A 21,267-nucleotide genomic window follows, 5' to 3' on the forward strand; every position below is an offset into this window, starting at 1 on the left:
GTCAAGCAAGAATATGGCCTCTAATGCTCTTGCGTTAAAAAAATTACAAATATAATTGAAAAAATTATTATTTAGTTAAAAATAGCTTTTTAGATAAATAATTTAATGATATTGGAAAAGAGGAAAAATGAAAAAAAATTATGATGTATTGGAATTTTATAAAATAATTAACGAACTTATTGATTTGTCAAGATTGGAAAAGACTAAAGAAAAGTTTTTGGATATTGACATTATAAAGGAAAAGTCGATTTTAGACAGGGAACTTATGCTGATGAAGGAGATGATTGACTTTTATAAGTATGATGACGGACTGGAACTTGCGGGGCTTGCGGATATTACTAAAATGATGAATTCTATTGATATTATTGGATCTTATTTGAGTGTTGAGGATTTGGCGACTTTGAAGAAGAATTTGACAATTTTTAGGATTTCTAAAAGCCGGGCTAAAAATGTGAGAGATAAATATAAGACAATTTGGAATTTATTTAGTAATGTTGAAGAAGTTAGGGAAATTGAAAATTTTATTTCAGAAGCAATTAATGATGAAGGTGTTTTAAAAGATGATGCTTCAATTGGACTTCGAGATGTTAGAAGACAGAAACAGAATATCAATGCGAATATCAAGGAAAAATTTGATGAGCTGATTTCCAATAAAAATACACAAAATGCAATTCAGGAAAGAATTGTAACCCAAAGAAACGACAGATACGTAATTGCTGTAAAAACTGATTTTAAAGGGCTTATAAAAGGAATCGAACATGACAGGTCTGCAACAGGAAGCACAGTTTACATTGAACCTTTAAACGTTGTTTCATTGAACAATAAATTACGTGAATATGAAGCTCGTGAACGTGAAGAAATCAGGAAAATATTGCTTAGAATTACAGAAATTGTAAAAACTAAAAAGGAAGAAATTCTGGAAATCAAGGAAATTCTGGAAAGACTGGACTTTATTGATGCCAAAACGACTTATTCAGTTAATAAAAAATGTATCGTTCCAAAAATTATTAACAAGGAATATTTGAAACTGGTTGAGGCAAGACATCCGTTAATTGATGAAAATACAGTTGTACCAATTAATTTTGAGCTTGGAAACCCTGAAAATATAATGCTTATAACAGGACCTAATACTGGTGGAAAAACGGTAACATTGAAAGTAGCTGGACTTCTTACAATTATGGCACTATCTGGTATTCCAATTCCCGCAAATGAAAAAACTGAAGTTGGATATTTTCACAATGTATTAGCGGATATTGGGGATGAACAAAGTCTGGAGCAAAATTTATCTTCATTTTCAGGGCATGTTAGCAAAATAAAAGATATAATTGAACATGCAAGCAGTAAATCACTTGTATTAATGGATGAATTAGGAAGTGGAACTGACCCGATGGAAGGAGCAGCTTTTGCAATGGCAATCATTGATTATTTGAACAAAAAGCACGTAACTTCAATAATTACAACCCATTATAGCGAAGTAAAAGCCTATGCCTTTAACACAACAGGAATTAAAAGTGCCTCAATGGAATTTAATGTGGAAACATTGTCACCAACATACAGATTGCTGGAAGGAATACCTGGAGAAAGCAACGCTCTTATAATTGCAAGAAAATATGGAATTAGCGAAGAAATTATTGAAAATGCAAAAAGTTATATAAGTGAAGATAATCAGCGAGTTGAGGAAATGTTAAAATCCATAAAGGAAAAAAATGATAAATTGGAAATGATGCATGCGCAATTGGAGGCAACAAGAGCCGAACTTGATAAACAGAAAAACATTTACGAGCAAAAAATGGTAAAACTCGAAAATGAAAAAAATGAAATTATAAAACGTGCCTACGAAGAAGCCGACAATTACTTGAAAAATATGCAGGCAAAAGCCAAAAACCTGATTGACAAAATTAACAGCGAGGAATCTAAAAAAGAAGATGCGAAAAATGCTCAAAGAAGCCTGAATATGCTACGTGAATCATTCATTACAGACAAAAAGAAAAATGTAAAGGAAAAGAAAATTATTACTCAAAATGTAGATTTTGCCGTTGGAGAAGAAGTGCTTGTAAAAACAATGAATCAAAATGGAAAAATCTTGAAAATAATGCCAGATAACCGTATTCAAGTCCAAACTGGAATATTAAAGCTGGTTGTATCAACTGATGACATTGTAAAAATTCAAAAGAAAAAAACAAACAAATTCAAAAACTTCGCTTCATTAAAACGAACTTCTCAAGTACAAGGAGAAATCGACCTACGTGGAATGAACGCCGATGAAGCAATCGCAGAACTTGAAACTTATATGGATAGGGCAATGCTTACAGGGTATCATGAAATCTATATAATCCACGGAAAAGGAACAATGGTTTTAAGAAAGAAGATTCATGAATATTTGAGAACTTCAAAATATGTGGCAGAATTTAAAGATGCCAATCAGAATGAAGGGGGAGTTGGGTGTACGGTAGTTACTTTGAAATAGTTAAATTATGTTAAAGGAGATTTTTTATATATGAAAATAAAAAACTTATACATAGAAAATGAAAAAAGATTGAAAAATTTAAATATTAATTTTGAAAATGATGAAAAAATATTAGATGTTGTTGTTTTGGCTGGAGTAAATGGAACAGGTAAAACAACAGTTTTGGAAGTTATATCAGAATATTTTAAAAATATTGAACAAGGTTTAAAAAATAAAAATAAAATAGAGATAGAATTTGAATCAGATGAAAAAGGTTTAAATAACTTGATTGAAAATGAAGAAACTAAGGTGATTTATGTTCCAGCAACAGTAGAATTTAGAAATGTATGGAATGATGAAAAATATTTTTTAGAATTAATTAAAGATAAATTTTCGTATACTATTGGAACATATAAATTTCGTAACATTCCTGATTATATAAGATCCAAAATTATGAATAAAGTAACTGAAGGAAGTGATAAAAGTTCACAACAAATAATGGAAGAAGTAGTTTCTGAAATAAATGAAATGTTTCAAGTTCTCGATGAAAATAATGATATTAAATTAGTAGGAATGTCAAAAGCTAACAGTTTAGAAAAAATACTTCCTATCTTTAAAAATTCATCAGGAGATACATTCGATATAAATAATTTATCATCAGGAGAAAAACAATTATTCTTACGAACATTAGCAATAAGAACAATGGAACCTGAAAATTCAATTATTTTGATTGATGAACCAGAACTTTCGTTGCATCCAAAATGGCAGCAAAGAATTGTTGATGTTTATAGGAAAATCGGAAAAAACAATCAGATTATTATTGCGACACATTCTCCACATATTTTAGGGAGTGTAAGAAAAGAAAATATTATGTTGCTGGATAAGGATGATGAAGGGAAAATTGTGGTTAGGACTGGGGATGAATTGTATGATTCTTACGGACAGCCGACGGATAGAGTGTTGAAGGATATTATGGGACTTCAAACTACTAGAAATCCTAAAGTGTTTAAGTTGTTGGAAGAGGCTGGGGAGTTAGTGGATAAAAATGAATATGAGAGTGAAGAATTTAAAATTAAATATAAAAAATTACGAGAAATATTAGGTAATAAGGATGAGGATTTGCTTTTAATGGATATGGATATTCAAATTAGAAAAAAACGAGGTTTGAAAAATGTTGAAAGTAAATAAAAAGGATGAACCAGAATTTTTTTCAGAGTTCAAAAGAAAGAAAAATCCTAAACACTGGGATGTTCTTAATAAACCAGAGAATCTTCATATAAAGCCAGAGTTAAAATCTTATATGTTAAAAAATGAACAAAAAATAGGAGATAAAAGTTACTGTCCTTATTGTGAAATGATACTGTCTTTTGAAGATAATGATTTAAAAGAAGATAAAAAATGCCATATAGAACATATAAAACCAAAAAGTAAATTTGCCAATCTCACTTTTGATTACAGAAATTTTTTAACATCCTGTTCAGAAAACAAAACATGTGGGCATAAAAAACAATCTACTTGGGATAATAAATTATTTATAAATCCAGTTGAAGAAAATCCAGAAGAATATTTTTCATATAGCATAAGAACAGGTAAAATTATTCCAAAAAAAGAAATTGGACTTGAATACGAGAAGGCAATAAAAACAATTGAAATTTTAAATTTAAATGAAAATAAATTATGTGATTATAGAAAAAGTTATATAAATCAGATATTAAATAGCATTAAAAACTCAAGAAATGATGATGAGAAAATAGAAATTATAAATTATTTTGATGAACTTCCAACATTAAAAAAATTTTTAATAGAAAATATTAAAATTTTATAAGAAATAATCTAAAAAATAAGAAAATTTTTCAAGGAGAAAAAAATGAAACTTTACAATACAATGACAAATAAAATTGAAGAATTTAAAACAATAGAAGAAAATAAGGTAAAAATGTATGTTTGTGGACCTACTGTCTATAATTACATACATTTGGGAAATGCACGACCGATTGTGGTGTTTGATACGTTGGCACGATATTTTAAATATAAAGGGATGGAAGTTAATTATGTACAGAATTTTACGGATGTGGATGATAAGATTATAAATAAGTCTATGGAAGAAGAAACTTCTGCGAGCGAGGTTTCGGAAAAATATATAAAATATTTTTTTGAGGATATTAGCAAGCTGAATATTCTTGAGAGTGTTAAAAGACCTAAAGTTACTGAGAATATGGCTGAAATTATCGAGATTATTCAAAAATTAATTGATAATGGGTTTGCTTATGAGAAAGACGGGGATGTTTATTTTGAGGTGAAAAAATATAAGGATTATGGGAAATTGTCAAATCAGAAAATTGAGGAGCTGGAACTTGGGGCTAGGATTGATGTGTCGGAAATTAAGAAAAATCCAGTAGACTTTGCACTTTGGAAGGAAAAGAAGGATGGAGAGCCGTTTTGGGAATCGCCTTGGGGACAGGGGCGTCCTGGATGGCATATAGAATGTAGTGCAATGGCAAAAAAATATCTAGGGGATACATTTGATATTCACGGTGGCGGACAAGATTTAGTTTTTCCGCATCACGAAAATGAGATTGCTCAAAGTAAGTGTGCTTATCACGGAAATTTTGCAAATTACTGGCTTCACAACGGATTTATTCAGATAAATGGCGACAAGATGTCAAAATCGCTAGGAAATTTCTTTTTGCTTCGTGAAATACTTGAAAAATTTTCTGGAAATGTAGTAAGACTTTTTATTCTTAGCACTCATTACAGAAAGCCAATTAATTTTTCATTTGAGAATATAGAGGATACGAAAAAGGCATTGCAAAATATTGTAAAATCAATGAATAAATTTGAAAATATTGTTGAAAAATATAAGAATGAAAAAATAGAAAATATTAAAAATTCAGAGTTTTCTCAAAAAATTGATGAATTTGATAAAAAATTTGAAGATGCGATGGATGAGGATATGAACACGCCACAGTCATTAGCGACTATTTTTGATCAGATTAGGGAAACAAATAAATTTATTTCCACAAATGAAAATGAGTTTTCCACAATTTATTATGAAATAAAAAAATCTTATGATTCTTTGAAGGCAAAAATAGAAAATGTGTTTGGAATAGCGATTGAAGTAGAAAATGCTGTGAAGGAGGAAGAAGGAGAAAATATGGAATTGACAAAAAAATTAATTGAATTGCTGATAAAATTACGAAGTGAGGCAAGAAGTGAGAAAAATTTCAAGTTATCTGATGAAATTCGGGATGAATTGAAGGCACTTGGGGTGGAAATTAAGGATAATAAGGATGGAAGTACAGATTATAATTTATTGTAATTTTTGATTTAAAAAGAGGGAAAAAATGAAAAATATTTTAGTAGGAGTTACAGGTGGAATTGCGGCATATAAATCAGCTGGGATTGTATCGCTTTTGAAAAAGAAAGGATATAATGTAAAAGTTGTGATGACTGAAAATGCTACAAAAATCATTGGACCTTTGACTCTTGAAACTTTATCAAGAAATAGGATTTATGTGGATATGTGGAACAGTAATCCGCATTATGAGGTGGAGCATATTTCACTTGCAGATTGGGCGGATATGGTTTTGATTGCACCTGCGACTTATAATATAATTGGAAAAGTGGCAAACGGGATTGCAGACGATATGCCTACGACGATTCTTGCTGCTGTTTCGGTAAGAAAGCCAGTATTTTTTGCTTTGGCGATGAATGTAAATATGTATGAAAATCCGATTTTAAAAGAGAATATTGATAAGCTAAAATCTTTTGGATACAGGTTTATTGATGCAGAAGAAGGATTACTTGCCTGTAATTATAGTGCGAAGGGCAGAATGAGCGAGCCAGAGGATATTGTCGATGAAATAGAAAGATACAGTATTTTTTCAAAAATAGAAAATTTTGATACTGCACTAAAAGGTAAAAAAATTCTTATAACAAGTGGGCGAACAAAGGAAAATATTGATCCTGTCAGATATTTGTCAAATAATTCAAGTGGAAAAATGGGATATTCACTTGCTCAGGCGGCTGCTGATCTGGGAGCAGAAGTAACTTTAATTAGCGGGCCTACGGACTTGAAAATTCCAAATGGGCTTAAAAACTTTATTTCTGTGAAATCGGCATTGGAAATGTATGAGAAAGTGGATGAATATTTTAAAAATACTGATATTTTCATAGCTTGTGCGGCAGTTGCTGATTACAGGCCAAAGGAATACAAAAAGGAAAAAATAAAGAAATCCGATTCAGATTTGGTTATGGAATTGGTTAGAAATCCTGATATTTTATTAGAGATGAGCAAAAAGAAGGAAAAACAGCTATTAGTTGGATTTGCCGCAGAAACTAATGAGATAAGGGAAAATGCATTAAAGAAACTGGAAAAGAAAAATTTGGATATTATAGTGGCAAATAATGCGTCTGTAATGGGCAGCGATGAAAATATGATTGAGATTATTAAAAAAGACAGAACTTCGGTAAAAATCAGTCAGAAAAGTAAAATGGAGCTGGCTTATGATATTTTGAGAGAGATTATTTTTGAGTTGGAAAAAAACAAATAAAAGAAGGAGAGGCTATACAAATTTAGCGAATTAATGTTATGGATAATGAAAAGAAAAATGTAAATAGAGTTTTGAATGAAAAAAAAGAAAATTTAGAAAACAAAAATTCAAAATCTAGAAAAAAAACAGGAATAATTTTGGGAATAACGGCTTTATTGATTTTAGGAATTATAATTTTGGGGATGATATTTGGTAGAAAAAATATTAATTTTAAAAATATTGTAACTGAAGATGAAGATGATAAAATTTTTAGAATTAATCCAATAAAAGATCCACAGGTTACATATTACAATTTTCGTGGAGAAGTTTATCCTGACTGGGCTAAATTTGGACTGACTCGAAGTAATGGGGCAAGAGGACATCAAGGAATTGATATTTTTGCATTGCCGGGAACGGATGTTTATGCGGTTCTGGATGGAAAAATTGTGGATATGTATGTGGATAAAACAGGGTATGGATTAAATTTTTATTTGGAAGTTAATCCAAAGGAGCTTGAGAAAATAAAAAGAAAAAATTACAAGCCTAAAGAAAGTGCAAGAGAATGGGCATACAGCCCAAATTATGACCCTAATACAATGCAAGTAAAATACATTAGATATTGCCATTTAAGCGAAGTAAACGTAAAAATTGGAGATACGGTAAAAGCTGGACAAGTAATTGCTAAAACAGGAACAACTGGAAATGCAAGTGGTACTCACGCTCCTCATCTCCATTTTGAAATAGCTTTTGAAATGCGTGGAAAAGGGCTTACAAACAGAGTCGATCCAGAAATGTACTTTAAAATAAAAAATGGAAATCAGATGTCAAGACATGAAATAAAGATTCAAACTGAAGCAGCTAGAACAGAATGGTTTGAACCAAAAGGGTATGATATTGGATTTAGAAATAAAAGTATATTTTTAGAAAAAAAAGATGATTTACATAAAAAAGAAAAAATAATAAACAATTCTAAAAAAGTAAATTTAAAAAAGGTGGGAAAAAAATAAAATAAAAAGCAAGGGACTTTCAAATCTCTTGCTTATTTATTACATTTTTTATTTACAAAAAACGTTTCTTAGCTTCCAAAACTCTATCCAAAATTACAATTGCCGTAGCCGCCTCCAGTACTGGCACTGCTCTCGGCACTATTATTGGATCATGTCTTCCATGAACTTCTAAAATATCATTTTGCTTTGTTTCAAGATTTACAGTTTTTTGTGCTTTTTCAATTGAAGCCGTCGGTTTTATCGCCACTTTAAATGATATTGGCATTCCAGTCGTTATTCCACCTATGATTCCACCGTTATTATTTGTAAATGATTTTATATTTCCTTTTTCATCAAAATACATCTCATCATTAGCTTCATATCCTGTCATTTCTGTAATTCCAAATCCTGCCCCAAACTCTATTCCTTTTGTAGCCTGCACCGAGAAAATCATTCTCGAAAGCTCGCTTTCCATGGATTCAAAATATGGATCTCCTATTCCCGCAGGAAGTCCTGTAACCATAAGCTCTACAATTCCACCAAGTGAATTCTTTTCTTCCCTAGTTTTTTCCACAGCCTTCTCGATTTTTTCCACAATTTCCTCATTCAAGACAGGCAAAGTCATATTCCTAAGTTTATCAATATTTTCTTCTGTAATATCACTTTCCACAAAGTCCCTATCTTCAATATCCTTTACCGATTTGATATGTGCTGCAATTAAAATTCCCTGCTCTTTCAAAATCTGTTTTGCAATTGCTCCAGCAAATACCAACGAAGCCGTTATTCTCCCAGAAAAATGTCCACTTCCACGAATATCATTAAATCCGTTATATCTGTTAAATCCGCTCCAGTCTGCATGTCCTGGTCTTGGCTTTCTTTTTAATTCGCTGTAATCCTTTGAACGCTGATTTGAATTTCTGATAATCATCGCAAGTGGCGTTCCAGTCGTTTTTCCATCAAAAAATCCACTCAAAATCTCAAATTCATCCTTTTCCACTCTAGGTGTTGTCAATTTCGATCTTCCAGGTGCTCTTCTTCTCATTTCCTGCGAGATAAATTCCAAATCCAGCTCTGTTCCTGCTGAAATTCCGTCAATATTTACTCCTAATGCATTTCCATGCGATTCTCCAAAAATCGAAATTTTATAATTTTTTCCAAAATTTGCTGCCATTTTTTTCCTTTCTATTTTCCCAAATTTTTATTTATCATCATTTTTTACAACAAAATCTTTTCCATTTACAAAAACTGCCTCACTATTGCTTATTGGAAGCAAATTTAATTTATTTTCATAAATTTTTATAGTTTCTTTTGTACTTTCGACAAACGTAAATTCATTATTATGTGGCAAAATATAAAAATCCGTAATATTCATTGCTTCATAATTATCTAAATCAGAAGCAATATCCTTATTATCCATTATCTGATTGTATTCTATATTTTTAGAAGTAATAATCGCTCCAGCCGATTCTCCTATATAAAGCATCCCATTTGAAATTTTGTTTTTAATAGTATCCAAAATTTTTTTACGTTTTAGCTCCTGCAATAGATAAAATGTATTCCCACCTGACACATACAAAATTTTTGTATCCTTCAATATACCTTCTATTTTTTGTTTTGTTGTTTTTGAAATATCTAAAATATTTATTGAAAATCCCAATTCCAAAAATGCCTGCTTAGCTTCGTCTACATATCCTTTATAATCTTCAGTGTTTGAAGCAGTCGGAACAAACGTAATTTCTTTTTCTGGTACATCTTTTAAAAATTCTTTCGCTAAATTTTTCGTTCCTGCTAAATATGATGTCAAAAATAATTTACTCATATAAATTCCTTTCCTAGCGGTCTCAACAAAATTTAATTAAATTTTACATCCGCATATTCTATTAATTTTCTATCTCATTAAAAAAATTTTTATTTTAGATTTTACCATTTTTAACTTATTTATCTATTATAAATAAACTTTATCTTTCTAAAAAATCTTTTTAGCAATCTTTCTCTATTTCTCCACCCATTTTTACAAAATCATCCCAGAAATGCGGATAAGATTTTCTCACACTTTCAGCTTCTTCCAAAACAATCTCTTTCTCACATCGAGATGACGCAACTGCCAAAGACATCGCAATTCTATGATCATTCCAAGCACTCACCGTAATTCCACCAATAAATCCTTCTACACCTTGAATAATCAAGCTATCCCCTTCCTCAGTCACATTCGCACCAAGTTTATTAAGCTCAGTCTTTATTGAAGTAATTCTATCCGACTCCTTAATTCTAAGTCTTTCTCCATTAATAATCCGAGTTTCTCCTTCACTCAATGCAGCAAGCACAGTTAAAATTGGTGCAATATCAGGACATTGAGAAATATCAATCACAGTTCCTTTTGTTTTAGATGGCTTCACAATCACATAATCATCAAAAATTTCAAGGTTTGCCCCCATTCTAGTAACAATCTCAATAATTTCCCTATCTCCTTGCAACGAATTTTTATTCACATGCAAACATTTCACTTCATTATCACAATTCGCTGAAATTATCCCCGCAACAATCCAAAACGCCACTTGCGAATAATCCCCTTCAACAGTATAATCAAAAGGCTTATAACTCTGATTACCTTTTATCTCAAACGATTTATAATCATTATTTTTTATCTCAATTCCAGCCAACTGCAAAATTTCCAGCGTCAAATCAATATACCCCTTCGACTCCAAATTTTTATTAATAATCAGCTTAGAATCCCCATCAAGAAGTGGCAAAGCATACAAAAGCCCAGTAATAAACTGCGAACTAATATTTCCATCAATCTCATAATTCCCAGCTTTCAATTTTCCATTAACCGTAAGTGGCAATTTCCCACCAGTTGTCTCATACTTCAACCCTTGCTCCTCAAAAATTTTATAATACGAATCCAGCGGTCTATCCACCAATTTCCCTTTCCCATCAAAAATCAATTCATTCTCGCTCGTAATCCCAACAGGAATCAAAAACCTAATAGTCGACCCCGACTCATTACATTGCACATACTTATCCTTCGGAACAACTCTCCCATCATTCCCGACAATCTCAAGAGCACTTTCAAATCTTTTAATTTTCGCTCCCCAATTTTCCATAATATCCGTTGTTGTAGTAATATCCACAGAAAACTTTAAATTATCAATCATCGACTTCTTCTCACTTTCGGCTAATGCCGCTGCAATCACCGCTCTATGCGAATAACTTTTTGACGGTGGTATTTCTATTTTTCCATTTAATGTACTTGGTTTTATTTTTATTTTCATAAATTTTTCTCCTTTTACATTGTTTTTTTCCTCTTCATTTTAAGTCTAAAAGAACCCTTTAAACCAAAACCTTTATTCAAAATCTTATCCTTATCAAAATTCTCTTTCAACACTCAAAACTAAAAATTTATCCTATAATATCTGCTTCACTTGTAAATTCTCCGCTAACATTCCCCATTAAATCAATTCCATGCCCTGCAAAAAATACTTCATCATCATAATAGTACACCGTAAAATCTCCATCAGAAGTTATATGCAACCCTTCAAGATAAATCCCATTTTTAAAAACTTCTTTTGAAACTTTTTGTTCTTTTAACTCTTCCTTTTCTTTTTCCGTAAATTTAGAATTTAAATTTTTTTCAAGTACAGCTATCATTTCATCTAAATCTTCTTCATTTATAGATGAAAACCAATCTTCTGCCACTTCCATCAAATCTTCCACAATTCTATCTCTTATTCTCTCATCCCATTCTTTTTGATTGAAATACATAATTTTAAATTGTTCAATTGCCCCTTTAACTTCTTCTACTTTTTTCTCTTCACTCCAATTATGCCCAATTCCATCATCAAAACTCACACTTATTTTTCTCCCAAGCCACTCAACTTCAGTTTCAAAATTTTTTATTTCTCCAAAAATTTCATCTTTAATAATTTTACTATCCATCTTATTCCTCCATTTTATTCTTTTCCAATTCAAGATTTTAATAAATTTATCAGATACTGCCTAACCTTTTCAATTTTCCAATATAATCACACATTTCTATTTCCACACTTGCAAATGCTTACTCAAAAATCTCTTCCGCTCCAATCTTCATAATTTCAACTTCCCCAATCTCTTTCAAAATCACAAAATTAATCCCGTCATTCGTACTTTTCTTATCCCTTTTCATAATCTTCGCAATCTCATCTTTTGGATACTCAATTTCAGTTGGCAAATTCAATGCTTTAAGCAATTTCGCAATTTTCACAGCTTCCCCTTCTTTAGTAAATCCTTTTTTCTCTCCAATTTTCGTAATATCCACCATCCCAGCAGAAATCGCCTCTCCGTGCGAATATTTTTCATAATTTGTAAACTGCTCAATCGCATGACCAATCGTATGCCCAAAATTCAATATCATTCTCAAGTTGCTTTCCTTCTCATCTTTTTCCACAACTTCCTTCTTTATCTCACAAGAACGATAAACAAGCTCATTCACATACTTCATCAAATGTTCACGCAATTTTTGTATATAATTTTCATCATCTTGCGAAACCCCAACTTTTTCCACAATTTCCACAAGTCTATCAAAAAAATTCTTGTCATAAATACATCCATATTTCACAATTTCCCCAAATCCATCGTAAAAATATCTATCAGTTAATGTATTTAAAAAATAATTATCAATTAAAACAAGTTTTGGCTGATGAAATGCCCCAACAAGATTTTTCCCCTCAGGCAAATCAACTCCAACTTTTCCACCAACACTACTGTCAACTTGTGAAACAATTGTTGTAGGAATTTGAATAAACCCAATCCCACGCATATAACTAGCCGCTGCAAATCCAGCAATATCCCCAACAACTCCGCCACCAAATGCAACAACCATATCCTTTCTCGTAAGCCCTTCATTCACCATAGCCGAGTAAATCGAAGGCATTATCCCAATATGCTTATGTTTTTCTCCAGCTTGTAGCACAAATATGCTGTAATTAAATCCTTTAAACATTTCTTTATATTTTTCTTCATAAATCTCATGAACATTTGAGTCTGTAATTACAAACAATTTTTTCCCACTATAAACTTCTCCAATATATTTTGGAAATTCCCCAAAAAAATTTTCCCCAATCATAATATCATAAGAATTTTTTCCCAATCCAACATGTAATTTTTCCATAATTTATCCATCCTTTTAATCATAATTTTTCATTTAATACTAAATTTACATTTCAAATCAATATTATAGTAAAACTGCTTTAAAACTAAACTCAAAAACTATGAATATTTTACTCAACCATTAAATTTACATAATTTTTAACAGTTTAATTTTAAATAGTTTTTAACATATTTTTCTAAAAATAATTGTATATTAAAATATAGCAAAACCACTAAATCCAACAATTTAAAATGATTTTACTATATAATTTTTTATTTCAAGTTATATCTTTTTTCAAGTTCCTTTTTTATATAAATCGACTGAAACTCTTCTTTCAACATATCCATTATAATAATATCATAAGTTTTTCCCATAATTTCAACCGCTTTCCGTAACCGTCCTACTTCCTTAAATCCAATTTTTTTATACAAATTATAGGCTGGTTCATTATATTCGAATACTTTTAGCGATATATTTCTCAAATTTAAAAATGAGAAACCATAATCAAGTATTAATTTCAGAGCTTCTGTTCCATAACCTTTTCGCTGATGGTTAGGATTTCCTATTAGAACTCCCAATGCACCGTTTCTATTTACCATATCTAATGAATTAAATCCAATATTTCCCAAAAGTTCATCATTTTCAAGTAGTCTAACAGCAAATATTTTTTCTTTTTTTATTGAAGTTAAAAATTCCTTTTCACTTTCAAAATCTGTAATATTTGTATAAGAAACAGAGCCTAAACCAACTGAAACTTTTATATCATTAATCATCTCAGTGTACTCTTCAATATCATCAAGAGAAATTGGTGAAAAATAAATATTATCTCCAATCAATGTTTTCAAATACTTTTTCTTTTCAGAATTATTTTCCATTTCATTCCTCCCAAATTAATTTCTATTAATCTATTTTCTCCCTACGTTTCGTAGAAATTATAAATTTCTCTTTTAATGTCCCCAAATCATTATTATTTAAGGCATCTTTAATTACATCCAATTCCTTTTCAAACTGCTGTATCATTTTCAAAAGATTTTTTTTATTTCCCATAAACAGCTCTGCCCACAAATCTTCATTTATTTTTGCAATTCTCGTCAAATCTCGATAAGAATCCCCAATAAAACGATTTGTATCATACTTCTCACTATCACTATTCACAAGTGAAACCGCAATCGCATGAGTAAGCTGACTCGTAAACGCAATAATCTCATCATGTTCCTGTGCCGTAAGAAAACTAACTTTCTTGAATCCCATCAATCTTACAATTTCTGAAAGCAATTCCAAATTTTCCTTTTTATTTTTTTCATCCTTAATAATTATATAATTTGCATTTTGAAAAACACGATTATCCGCAAAATCAATTCCTCTTTTTTCACGCCCCGCCATCGGATGCCCAAAAATAAAGTCAATATTTTTCCCATTCTTTTTATTACTTTCCTCAATAATCGGATCAATATCTCCAATAATTTTCTCCTTAATACCCACAACATCAGTAATTATGGCATTTTCCTTAAAATTATCAATATTATTCACAAAAAACGATTTCATCAAGTTAGGATAAAGAGTAATTACAACAAAATCTGATTTTTCCAAAGGGTCCTTAGTTTCAAGAAACCCTTTATTTATCATATTTTTCTCCTCTGCCTTTTTCAAAGTTTCTTCATCAATATCAATTCCATAAACAGTTTTGATACCGATTTCCTTAAAACTTTGCGCAAAAGCTGCTCCAATTACTCCAAGTCCTACTATCGTTACCGTTAAATCTTCTATTTTTTTCATTTTTTACAACCTTCTAAAAATTTATTTAAAAGTTTTTCCCAACACATTTGCAATTTTTTCCACATCTTGCATCAAATCTTCAAATACATTAAATTTCAATGATTGAGGTCCATCTGACAACGCCTTGTCTGGTTCAGGATGCACTTCTACCATAAGTCCGTCTGCTCCAGCTGCAATTCCTGCCATTGCAAGCGGTTTTACCATCCAGTATTTTCCAGTCGCATGAGCTGAATCTACGATTATTGGTAAATGTGTTAATTTTTTAATCATTGGCACTGCATTTAAATCTAATACATTTCTGTAAGCTGTTTCGTAAGTTCTTATTCCTCTTTCACAAAGAACCACATTTTCATTTCCACCAGCTAAAATATATTCTGCTGACATAAGCCATTCTTCTATTGTCGCACTAAGTCCTCTTTTTAAAAGCACTGGAATATTTGTTTTTCCAACTTCTTTTAACAAGTCAAAGTTTTGCATATTTCTTGCCCCAAGCTGAATCATATCAACATGCGGACCAAATTCATGAAGTTGAGAAATTGACATAATTTCACATATTATTGGAAGTCCTGTTTCCGCTTTTGCCTTTTCCATAAGTTTAACACCTTCCATCCCAAGTCCTTGGAATGCATAAGGAGATGTTCTAGGTTTAACTACTCCACCTCTTAAAATAGTTGCTCCCGCAGCTTTAACAGCTTTTGCCGTATCAATAATTTGTTTTTCATTTTCAACAGAACAAGGCCCTGCCATCATCACAAGATTATTTCCACCAATTTCCACATTTCCAACTTTTACAATTGTATCTTCTGGCTTGAATTTTCTGCTCGCTCTTTTATAAGGTTCTTGAACTCTTTGAACATCCAGCACATAGTCAAGCGATTGAATATGCTTAATATCAATTGTGCTAATATCTCCAACCAATCCTAAAATCGAGTAATCTTTGCCAGCAATCAATTTTACACTAACATTATTTTCAGTTTCCAATCTATTTATCATTTTTTCCAAAACTTTTTCATCAATTCCACCATCTACTTTAATAATCATCATTTTTTCTCCTGTTCTTCTTTTATTTTTTTATTTTTTTTATTTTTTATAAATTAATCTACAACTACAGCTGTACCACTGCAAGTTACCATAAGCATTCCGTTATCCGCTCCCAAAACTTCATAATCCATTTTTACGCCAATAACAGCATTTGCACCCATAGCCGCCGCTCTGCTCTCCATTTCCTCCAAAGCATTTGTTCTAGCAGCCAAAAGTTCATTTTCATATCCTTTAGATCTTCCTCCAAATATGTTTCTCAAATTTGCTCCCAAATCCTTAAACATATTAACTCCCGAAATAACTTCTCCAAAGACAATTCCCTTGTATTCCACAATTTTTTTATCCTGGACTTCATTCGTAGTTGTAATAACCATCCTTACCTACCTCATTTCTTTAATTTTTTTATAAAAAAAACTCTCTTAAAATAACTTTAGGAGAGGATAAAATTAAATATCTATATATCAATACTTATTTACACATTTTACAATACTCTAATAGTTCATTTGCTACAGCTAAAATTTACGCCAACTAAATTAATTTATAAAATACTCTAAACAATTATCCTATTCTAAACTCTACATCCATCAATTATAATTGAATTAATCTAAAAAATTATTCAATTTTATAATTTTAAATATACAATATTAAATATTTTTCAAAATTAATTACCCGTAAATTCCCACTTTTTTACAATTTCCTTCTAAACTTCAATGCTACATTTTTTCTAAACTACTAAATTATCTTCTATTCTTCTATAAATTTAAATTTCTTCTACCCTACTATCCTACTAAATTATTTTCCCAAATCCTTTAAAATCAAACTATAAATGTTAATTTAAAAAAATTATCCATTATCCTTCGATTCAATTTTAAAATGATTTATTATATAATAACAAATATTAAATGTATTGTCAACTATTAAAATTTAATAAAAATAAAAACAGAGAATAATTTATCCCTGTTTCCAATATTTTAAAATTATAAGTTGTATTTTTTCTTAAATTTATCAACTCTTCCAGTTTCATCAACAAATTTAGATTTTCCAGTATAGAATGGGTGAGAAGTTGAACTTGTTGCAACTTTTATTACCGGATATTCTTGCCCTTCAAAAGTTGTTGTTTCTTTAGAAGTTTTAGTTGATTTTCCTAAAAATTTTTCTCCGTTACTTGTATCTTCAAATACTACAAATCCGTATGATGGATGTAAATCTTTTTTCATAATTGCCTATGCTCCTTTCTATTTATAACTATAATTATTTTCAATATTTCATATAATAATACCATATTTTTCTTTATTTTTCAAGTCTCCATATGGTAAAAATTTAGATGAAATATATAAGATTCTATTTTTTGTATTTTGAAAATATTTAAATACATTTCTTCAAAATTTTCTTTGCAATATCAAACTCTATATTTTCATCAGAATAATATACATCTTCTCCAAAAGCATTTTTAAATACAGTCTGTATCACAAGAGTCAATTCGTCAGTTTTAATATCTTTATTTATAAGCATTTTATTCTTAATTTGCTTAATTTCAAAATCGTATTCATCCTGTGGAGCAAAAGACAATAACTTGATTGGATCCCAAAAATCAATAATCTCTTTTATATTATTTTCAAGTTTTTTTATTTTATACATTTCCTCTTTTTTATTATACTTTTTGAATTTCACAATTAATCAACTCTCTTGTATTTTTCCCAAAATAACTCATCTATTTTAGTCTTTATCTCCATTATTTTACTAATTTCCACTAAAATTTCCTTATTTTCTGGCAATATATCCTCATAAGGCAAACTTATCATTATATCATCCATTACTTTTTTACTCCCAAATTTTTCAAAAAATATATCAATCTCTCCATTATCAAATAAATATCTCCCTGCATACTTATCTTCCTCATATTCAAATTTAACATTTTTATTGTTTCTCTTAAGATATTTTCTTATTTTAGGAAGAACTGTCTTTATTTCATCTCCTACTTTTATACTTTCTCTATTGTTTAAATACAACTTTTCCATACAAAAAGTTAAAAATTGAGTTTCTGGTTTTGTAAGATTTTCAACAAAGTAACTTAATGAATAGTATATTTTCAAACCTTTGTATATTAAATCTATTGATATCGTTATTTTATCATCACTCAATTTCATTTCTATTTCTTCAGGAACAGAAAAAATCTTCATTATCTCCTTTAAAGATATTTTTTCTATCCCATTAATTCCATAAGTATTATTTAAAATATACTTTTGTTTTCCCATTTAATTTCCCTCCCATAAAATATTTCTTTAGCTATTTTCAAAAATCTAAAAATCCGATAAATACTGTCTCTTTTATGCTTGAGTTTTTTGTTTTGCTTCACTCACTAACAAGCAGTCTTGACTCTTTGTGACTATAAATACTGCTGTTACTCGTTCTTTATCACTTTTATAATCTCCTAAATATTTTTTACAAATGAGAAAATTTTAAATTTATTATTTCGATATCTCCGACAATATTATTCCTCCAGCTACAGATACATTCAGCGAGTTTATTTGCCCCTTCAAGTGTATTTTTACAATTTTGTCGCAATGTTCCTTCACTTTTTTTCTCATACCATTTCCTTCGCTTCCAAGCACAAGGCACGTTTTTTCTGGATAATTTTCTTCATAATAATAATTTTGCCCATCAGCTTCTGCACCGTAAACTGTATATCCGTATTTTTTTAATTTATCAATCGTATCAGAAATATTTGTAACTTTTACAATATCTACATGCTCAATCGCTCCTGTCGATGATTTTACAACGGTTTCTGTAACTTTTACGCTATTTCTGTCCTGAATAATAATCCCATCCACTCCAAAGCACTCCGCACTTCTTATAATTGCTCCAAAGTTTCTCGGATCCTGAACCTGATCCAGTACAACAACTATAGATTTTTCCTTTTTCAAAAGTTTTTCTAGAAATGCAGTAAAATCCACATAATAATCAAATTCCGAAACAAGTACCACAACTCCTTGGGAATTTTCAGTCCGTCTGTCAGTATAAAAAATCTTTATATTTCTTTTGCTCGCCAAATTCAATATTTCTTTTATTGTTTCTTTCTTTATTTTTTTATAAACTTCCAGTTTCTCAATATTCTTATCAGATTTCAATACTTCTATTACTGGATTTATTCCTATTATTTTTTCCATTTCCTCTCTCTTTCTATTTTTATTCTTATCTCAATCCTATTAAATCGTGAATTCTTATAAGCCCCACAATATTCCCATTTTCCACAACTGGAAGCACATTAATCTGACTTTTTCTATTTTCCATCAGATGAAGTGCATCAAGAGCCATCGCATTCTTTTCAATCGTTACTGGAGCAGAAATCATAATATCAGAAGCCACATAATCAAAAAATTTGTCCTTATGCTTCAAGGCTCGCCGAATATCTCCTTCTGTTATAATTCCAAGCAACTTCCCATTTTCAAGACCTGTATCAGAAATACACACAGCTCCTAGTTTTTTCTTTGTAAGCACCATTAATACATTTTCAATTTTTTCATCTTTTTTCACAACTGGCAGTTCATCTCCAATATGCATTAAATCTGAAACATGTAGCAGCAAGCGCTTCCCAAGACTTCCACCCGGATGATATTTTGCAAAGTCATTTTCAGTAAAGTCTTTTAATTTCATAAGACAAGCAGCAAGAGCGTCTCCTGTTACAAGTGTCGCCGTAGTTGAACTCATCGGAGCTTGCCCTAGTGGACATGCCTCCTTTTCAACTCCAACATTAACCGTAAGTTCTGCATATTTTCCCAATGTAGAATTAGGATTTCCAGTAAATGCGACAATCTTTCCGCCAATTTTTCTTATCGGCGCTAAAATGCTCAATACTTCATCAGAATTTCCGCTATTTGAAATGGCAATTACCACATCTCCATTACTGACCATTCCCAAATCGCCGTGAAGCGCTTCTGCCGCATTTATAAATACTGCAGTTGTTCCAGTCGAAGCGAATGTCGCCGCAATTTTTTTCCCAATTATTCCAGATTTTCCAATTCCTGTAATAATAACTTTATTATTATTTTTTAATTCTAAAATCATCTGAACTAATTTTTGAAAAGTATCTCCCAATTTACTTTTCAATTTTTCAAGTTCTGCAATTTCAATATCAAATACATTTCTAGCTTCTTTTATAATATCTATTTCCATTTTTTATTTTTCTCCTTTTTTGAATATCTCTGCTTGATAGCTTAATTTTTTTTATTTAATTCAATTTTATTTAAGATTTTCTTTACTTCCTGACTTTTATCCTTATGACAAACAAGCAAGGCATCCTTTGTATTTACAATAACAATATTTTCCAGCCCAATTGCAGCGATAATCTTATCATTTTCCTTATTAATCACAATATTTCCTTCAGATTCAATCTGTTCAAAATGACTAGCCTGCACGACATTCCTATCTTTGTCCCTTGGAAAAATATCTTCAAGCGACTTAAAATTCCCAACATCATTCCAGTCAATATCAACAGGAATTACACTCACAGATTTAGTATGCTCCATCACTCCAAAATCTATCGAGATTTTTTCAAATTTTTCAAACTCATCTTTTACAAAATTACTCAATGTCTCTCCAAAAACTTGATCTAAATCCACATTTTCAAGTATTTTTTCAATATTTTCCAAAATCACTTTATGTGTTTCCATGTGTTTTTTTATTTCGCTTAAAATAAATTCCGTTTTCCATACGAACATTCCGCTGTTCCAAAGATAATTCCCCTGCTCAATATATTTTTCAGCCAATTCCTTATTTGGCTTTTCTCTAAATTTTTTCACTTTATACGATTCAAATTTTTCTTTAATTCTATTCTTTTCACAATCATTTTTTTTATTTTTTCTATCAATATACTCAATATATCCATATCCAGTTTCAGCATAAGTCGGCTTAACCCCAAGCGTAACAATCTTATTCTTTTGAGCCTCACAAAATGCAAATTTCAGGCTTTCCAAAAATTCCTTTTCTTTTTTTATTAAATGATCTGATGGTAAAACTGCCATAATGCTATTTTTATAAATTTTCCTAATAATGCAGGCTGCATATCCTATACAAGCCGCCGTATCTCGTGCCATTGGTTCAAAAATTATATTTCTGTCAGCAATTTCAGGCAATTCTTTTTTTATTATATTAAAATATTTAATATTTGTAGAAATGAATATTTTTTCTACTGGAATGATTTCTTTTATTCTGTCGATAGTTTCCTTAATCATCGTCTTTTCCGACACCAGATCCAAAAATTGCTTCGGCTTGTCATTTGTAGATAATGGCCAAAATCTTGTTCCACTTCCTCCAGCCATAATTAAAGCTACTTTATCCATATTTTTTCTCCTGTTCTTCTAA

Annotated in this window: 21 protein-coding genes; 6 read left to right on the top strand and 15 right to left on the bottom strand. The window is 30.4% G+C overall.

All coding sequences use genetic code 11. From position 1 onward, the window contains the following. Positions 1-127: 127 nt before the first annotated feature. Genes FVE74_RS08900 through FVE74_RS08925 form a run of 6 tightly spaced genes read left to right on the top strand, consistent with a single transcriptional unit; the run spans position 128 to position 7,985 of the window. Positions 128-2,467: an endonuclease MutS2 gene (locus tag FVE74_RS08900; RefSeq protein WP_147004207.1), complete on the top strand. Its 2,340-nt coding sequence runs from the start codon at positions 128-130 to the stop codon at positions 2,465-2,467. Between the two features lie 30 nt (positions 2,468-2,497). Continuing rightward, the gene (locus FVE74_RS08905; RefSeq protein WP_147004208.1) at positions 2,498-3,634 is read left to right on the top strand and encodes an AAA family ATPase; all 1,137 of its coding nucleotides are present in this window, start codon (positions 2,498-2,500) and stop codon (positions 3,632-3,634) included. Further along, positions 3,618-4,271, top strand: coding sequence for a retron system putative HNH endonuclease (locus FVE74_RS08910; protein ID WP_147004209.1), 654 nt, complete (start codon positions 3,618-3,620; stop codon positions 4,269-4,271). The genes FVE74_RS08905 and FVE74_RS08910 overlap by 17 nt, the downstream gene beginning before the upstream one ends. A 42-nt stretch (positions 4,272-4,313) precedes the next feature. Beyond that, positions 4,314-5,765, top strand: coding sequence for a cysteine--tRNA ligase (cysS, locus tag FVE74_RS08915; protein ID WP_147004210.1), 1,452 nt, complete (start codon positions 4,314-4,316; stop codon positions 5,763-5,765). A 25-nt stretch (positions 5,766-5,790) separates the two neighbouring features. Further along, positions 5,791-6,999 (top strand): bifunctional phosphopantothenoylcysteine decarboxylase/phosphopantothenate--cysteine ligase CoaBC, encoded by a 1,209-nt coding sequence (gene coaBC / locus FVE74_RS08920; protein ID WP_147004211.1) that lies wholly within the window; start codon positions 5,791-5,793, stop codon positions 6,997-6,999. A 38-nt stretch (positions 7,000-7,037) separates the two neighbouring features. Further along, the gene (locus FVE74_RS08925) at positions 7,038-7,985 is read left to right on the top strand and encodes a M23 family metallopeptidase (RefSeq protein ID WP_147004212.1); all 948 of its coding nucleotides are present in this window, start codon (positions 7,038-7,040) and stop codon (positions 7,983-7,985) included. A 52-nt stretch (positions 7,986-8,037) separates the two neighbouring features. Here FVE74_RS08925 and aroC read toward each other — a convergent pair whose 3' ends face one another. The 15 genes from aroC to FVE74_RS09000 all read right to left on the bottom strand — a co-directional run bounded on the left by aroC (position 8,038) and on the right by FVE74_RS09000 (position 21,245). Continuing rightward, positions 8,038-9,135 (bottom strand): chorismate synthase, encoded by a 1,098-nt coding sequence (aroC, locus tag FVE74_RS08930; RefSeq protein WP_147004213.1) that lies wholly within the window; start codon positions 9,133-9,135, stop codon positions 8,038-8,040. A 27-nt stretch (positions 9,136-9,162) separates the two neighbouring features. Beyond that, positions 9,163-9,783: a Type 1 glutamine amidotransferase-like domain-containing protein gene (locus tag FVE74_RS08935; RefSeq protein ID WP_147004214.1), complete on the bottom strand. Its 621-nt coding sequence runs from the start codon at positions 9,781-9,783 to the stop codon at positions 9,163-9,165. A 160-nt stretch (positions 9,784-9,943) separates the two neighbouring features. Beyond that, a complete protein-coding gene (gene aroA / locus FVE74_RS08940; protein WP_147004215.1) occupies positions 9,944-11,236 on the bottom strand; it encodes a 3-phosphoshikimate 1-carboxyvinyltransferase in 1,293 nt (430 codons plus the stop codon). A 127-nt stretch (positions 11,237-11,363) separates the two neighbouring features. Then, positions 11,364-11,900 carry a DUF2262 domain-containing protein gene (locus tag FVE74_RS08945; protein WP_147004216.1) on the bottom strand — a complete coding sequence of 179 codons (537 nt, stop codon included), beginning with the start codon at positions 11,898-11,900 and terminating at the stop codon, positions 11,364-11,366. Positions 11,901-12,018: 118 nt separating this feature from the next. After that, positions 12,019-13,110 (bottom strand): 3-dehydroquinate synthase, encoded by a 1,092-nt coding sequence (aroB, locus tag FVE74_RS08950; RefSeq protein ID WP_147004217.1) that lies wholly within the window; start codon positions 13,108-13,110, stop codon positions 12,019-12,021. A gap of 251 nt (positions 13,111-13,361) precedes the next feature. After that, complete coding sequence (locus FVE74_RS08955) at positions 13,362-13,964, bottom strand: GNAT family N-acetyltransferase (RefSeq protein ID WP_147004218.1); 603 nt, start codon at positions 13,962-13,964, stop codon at positions 13,362-13,364. A gap of 25 nt (positions 13,965-13,989) precedes the next feature. Then, a complete protein-coding gene (locus FVE74_RS08960) occupies positions 13,990-14,865 on the bottom strand; it encodes a prephenate dehydrogenase (protein ID WP_147004219.1) in 876 nt (291 codons plus the stop codon). Positions 14,866-14,886: 21 nt separating this feature from the next. Then, positions 14,887-15,906, bottom strand: coding sequence for a 3-deoxy-7-phosphoheptulonate synthase (aroF, locus tag FVE74_RS08965; RefSeq protein ID WP_147004591.1), 1,020 nt, complete (start codon positions 15,904-15,906; stop codon positions 14,887-14,889). Positions 15,907-15,959: 53 nt separating this feature from the next. Then, positions 15,960-16,280 (bottom strand): putative heavy metal-binding protein, encoded by a 321-nt coding sequence (locus FVE74_RS08970; RefSeq protein ID WP_147004220.1) that lies wholly within the window; start codon positions 16,278-16,280, stop codon positions 15,960-15,962. Between the two features lie 603 nt (positions 16,281-16,883). Then, on the bottom strand, positions 16,884-17,123 hold the full coding sequence (locus FVE74_RS08975) for a type B 50S ribosomal protein L31 (protein ID WP_006806019.1): 240 nt from the start codon (positions 17,121-17,123) through the stop codon (positions 16,884-16,886). Positions 17,124-17,271: 148 nt separating this feature from the next. After that, entirely contained in the window at positions 17,272-17,544 is a 273-nt protein-coding gene (locus FVE74_RS08980) for a DUF1871 domain-containing protein (RefSeq protein ID WP_147004221.1), read from the bottom strand. 35 nt (positions 17,545-17,579) lie between these two features. Continuing rightward, on the bottom strand, positions 17,580-18,161 hold the full coding sequence (locus tag FVE74_RS08985) for a hypothetical protein (protein ID WP_147004222.1): 582 nt from the start codon (positions 18,159-18,161) through the stop codon (positions 17,580-17,582). Between the two features lie 213 nt (positions 18,162-18,374). Next, positions 18,375-19,073: a 23S rRNA (guanosine(2251)-2'-O)-methyltransferase RlmB gene (gene rlmB / locus FVE74_RS08990; protein WP_147004223.1), complete on the bottom strand. Its 699-nt coding sequence runs from the start codon at positions 19,071-19,073 to the stop codon at positions 18,375-18,377. A gap of 25 nt (positions 19,074-19,098) precedes the next feature. Then, positions 19,099-20,079 (bottom strand): KpsF/GutQ family sugar-phosphate isomerase, encoded by a 981-nt coding sequence (locus tag FVE74_RS08995; protein WP_147004224.1) that lies wholly within the window; start codon positions 20,077-20,079, stop codon positions 19,099-19,101. A gap of 41 nt (positions 20,080-20,120) precedes the next feature. Beyond that, a complete protein-coding gene (locus FVE74_RS09000) occupies positions 20,121-21,245 on the bottom strand; it encodes a mannose-1-phosphate guanylyltransferase (protein WP_147004225.1) in 1,125 nt (374 codons plus the stop codon). Between the last annotated feature and the right edge of the window lie 22 nt (positions 21,246-21,267).

This window comes from Leptotrichia wadei, from assembly GCF_007990445.1.
In the GTDB taxonomy this organism is placed as follows: domain Bacteria; phylum Fusobacteriota; class Fusobacteriia; order Fusobacteriales; family Leptotrichiaceae; genus Leptotrichia; species Leptotrichia wadei_A.

Bases quoted from the DNA above. Each gene is read 5' to 3' on its own strand.
- FVE74_RS08995 (WP_147004224.1), bottom strand. From the start codon at position 20,079: ATGGAAATAGATATTATAAAAGAAGCTAGAAATGTATTTGATATTGAA.
- aroC (WP_147004213.1), bottom strand. From the start codon at position 9,135: ATGGCAGCAAATTTTGGAAAAAATTATAAAATTTCGATTTTTGGAGAA.
- coaBC (WP_147004211.1), top strand. From the start codon at position 5,791: ATGAAAAATATTTTAGTAGGAGTTACAGGTGGAATTGCGGCATATAAA.
- FVE74_RS08960 (WP_147004219.1), bottom strand. From the start codon at position 14,865: ATGAAAAAAATAGAAGATTTAACGGTAACGATAGTAGGACTTGGAGTA.
- aroB (WP_147004217.1), bottom strand. From the start codon at position 13,110: ATGGAAAAATTACATGTTGGATTGGGAAAAAATTCTTATGATATTATG.
- FVE74_RS08970 (WP_147004220.1), bottom strand. From the start codon at position 16,280: ATGGTTATTACAACTACGAATGAAGTCCAGGATAAAAAAATTGTGGAA.
- rlmB (WP_147004223.1), bottom strand. From the start codon at position 19,073: ATGGAAAAAATAATAGGAATAAATCCAGTAATAGAAGTATTGAAATCT.
- FVE74_RS08955 (WP_147004218.1), bottom strand. From the start codon at position 13,964: ATGGAAAATAATTCTGAAAAGAAAAAGTATTTGAAAACATTGATTGGA.
- cysS (WP_147004210.1), top strand. From the start codon at position 4,314: ATGAAACTTTACAATACAATGACAAATAAAATTGAAGAATTTAAAACA.
- FVE74_RS08945 (WP_147004216.1), bottom strand. From the start codon at position 11,900: ATGGATAGTAAAATTATTAAAGATGAAATTTTTGGAGAAATAAAAAAT.
- aroA (WP_147004215.1), bottom strand. From the start codon at position 11,236: ATGAAAATAAAAATAAAACCAAGTACATTAAATGGAAAAATAGAAATA.
- FVE74_RS08935 (WP_147004214.1), bottom strand. From the start codon at position 9,783: ATGAGTAAATTATTTTTGACATCATATTTAGCAGGAACGAAAAATTTA.
- FVE74_RS08905 (WP_147004208.1), top strand. From the start codon at position 2,498: ATGAAAATAAAAAACTTATACATAGAAAATGAAAAAAGATTGAAAAAT.
- FVE74_RS08985 (WP_147004222.1), bottom strand. From the start codon at position 18,161: ATGGGAAAACAAAAGTATATTTTAAATAATACTTATGGAATTAATGGG.
- FVE74_RS08910 (WP_147004209.1), top strand. From the start codon at position 3,618: ATGTTGAAAGTAAATAAAAAGGATGAACCAGAATTTTTTTCAGAGTTC.
- FVE74_RS09000 (WP_147004225.1), bottom strand. From the start codon at position 21,245: ATGGATAAAGTAGCTTTAATTATGGCTGGAGGAAGTGGAACAAGATTT.
- FVE74_RS08975 (WP_006806019.1), bottom strand. From the start codon at position 17,123: ATGAAAAAAGATTTACATCCATCATACGGATTTGTAGTATTTGAAGAT.
- FVE74_RS08925 (WP_147004212.1), top strand. From the start codon at position 7,038: ATGGATAATGAAAAGAAAAATGTAAATAGAGTTTTGAATGAAAAAAAA.
- FVE74_RS08900 (WP_147004207.1), top strand. From the start codon at position 128: ATGAAAAAAAATTATGATGTATTGGAATTTTATAAAATAATTAACGAA.
- FVE74_RS08980 (WP_147004221.1), bottom strand. From the start codon at position 17,544: ATGTATAAAATAAAAAAACTTGAAAATAATATAAAAGAGATTATTGAT.
- aroF (WP_147004591.1), bottom strand. From the start codon at position 15,906: ATGATTATTAAAGTAGATGGTGGAATTGATGAAAAAGTTTTGGAAAAA.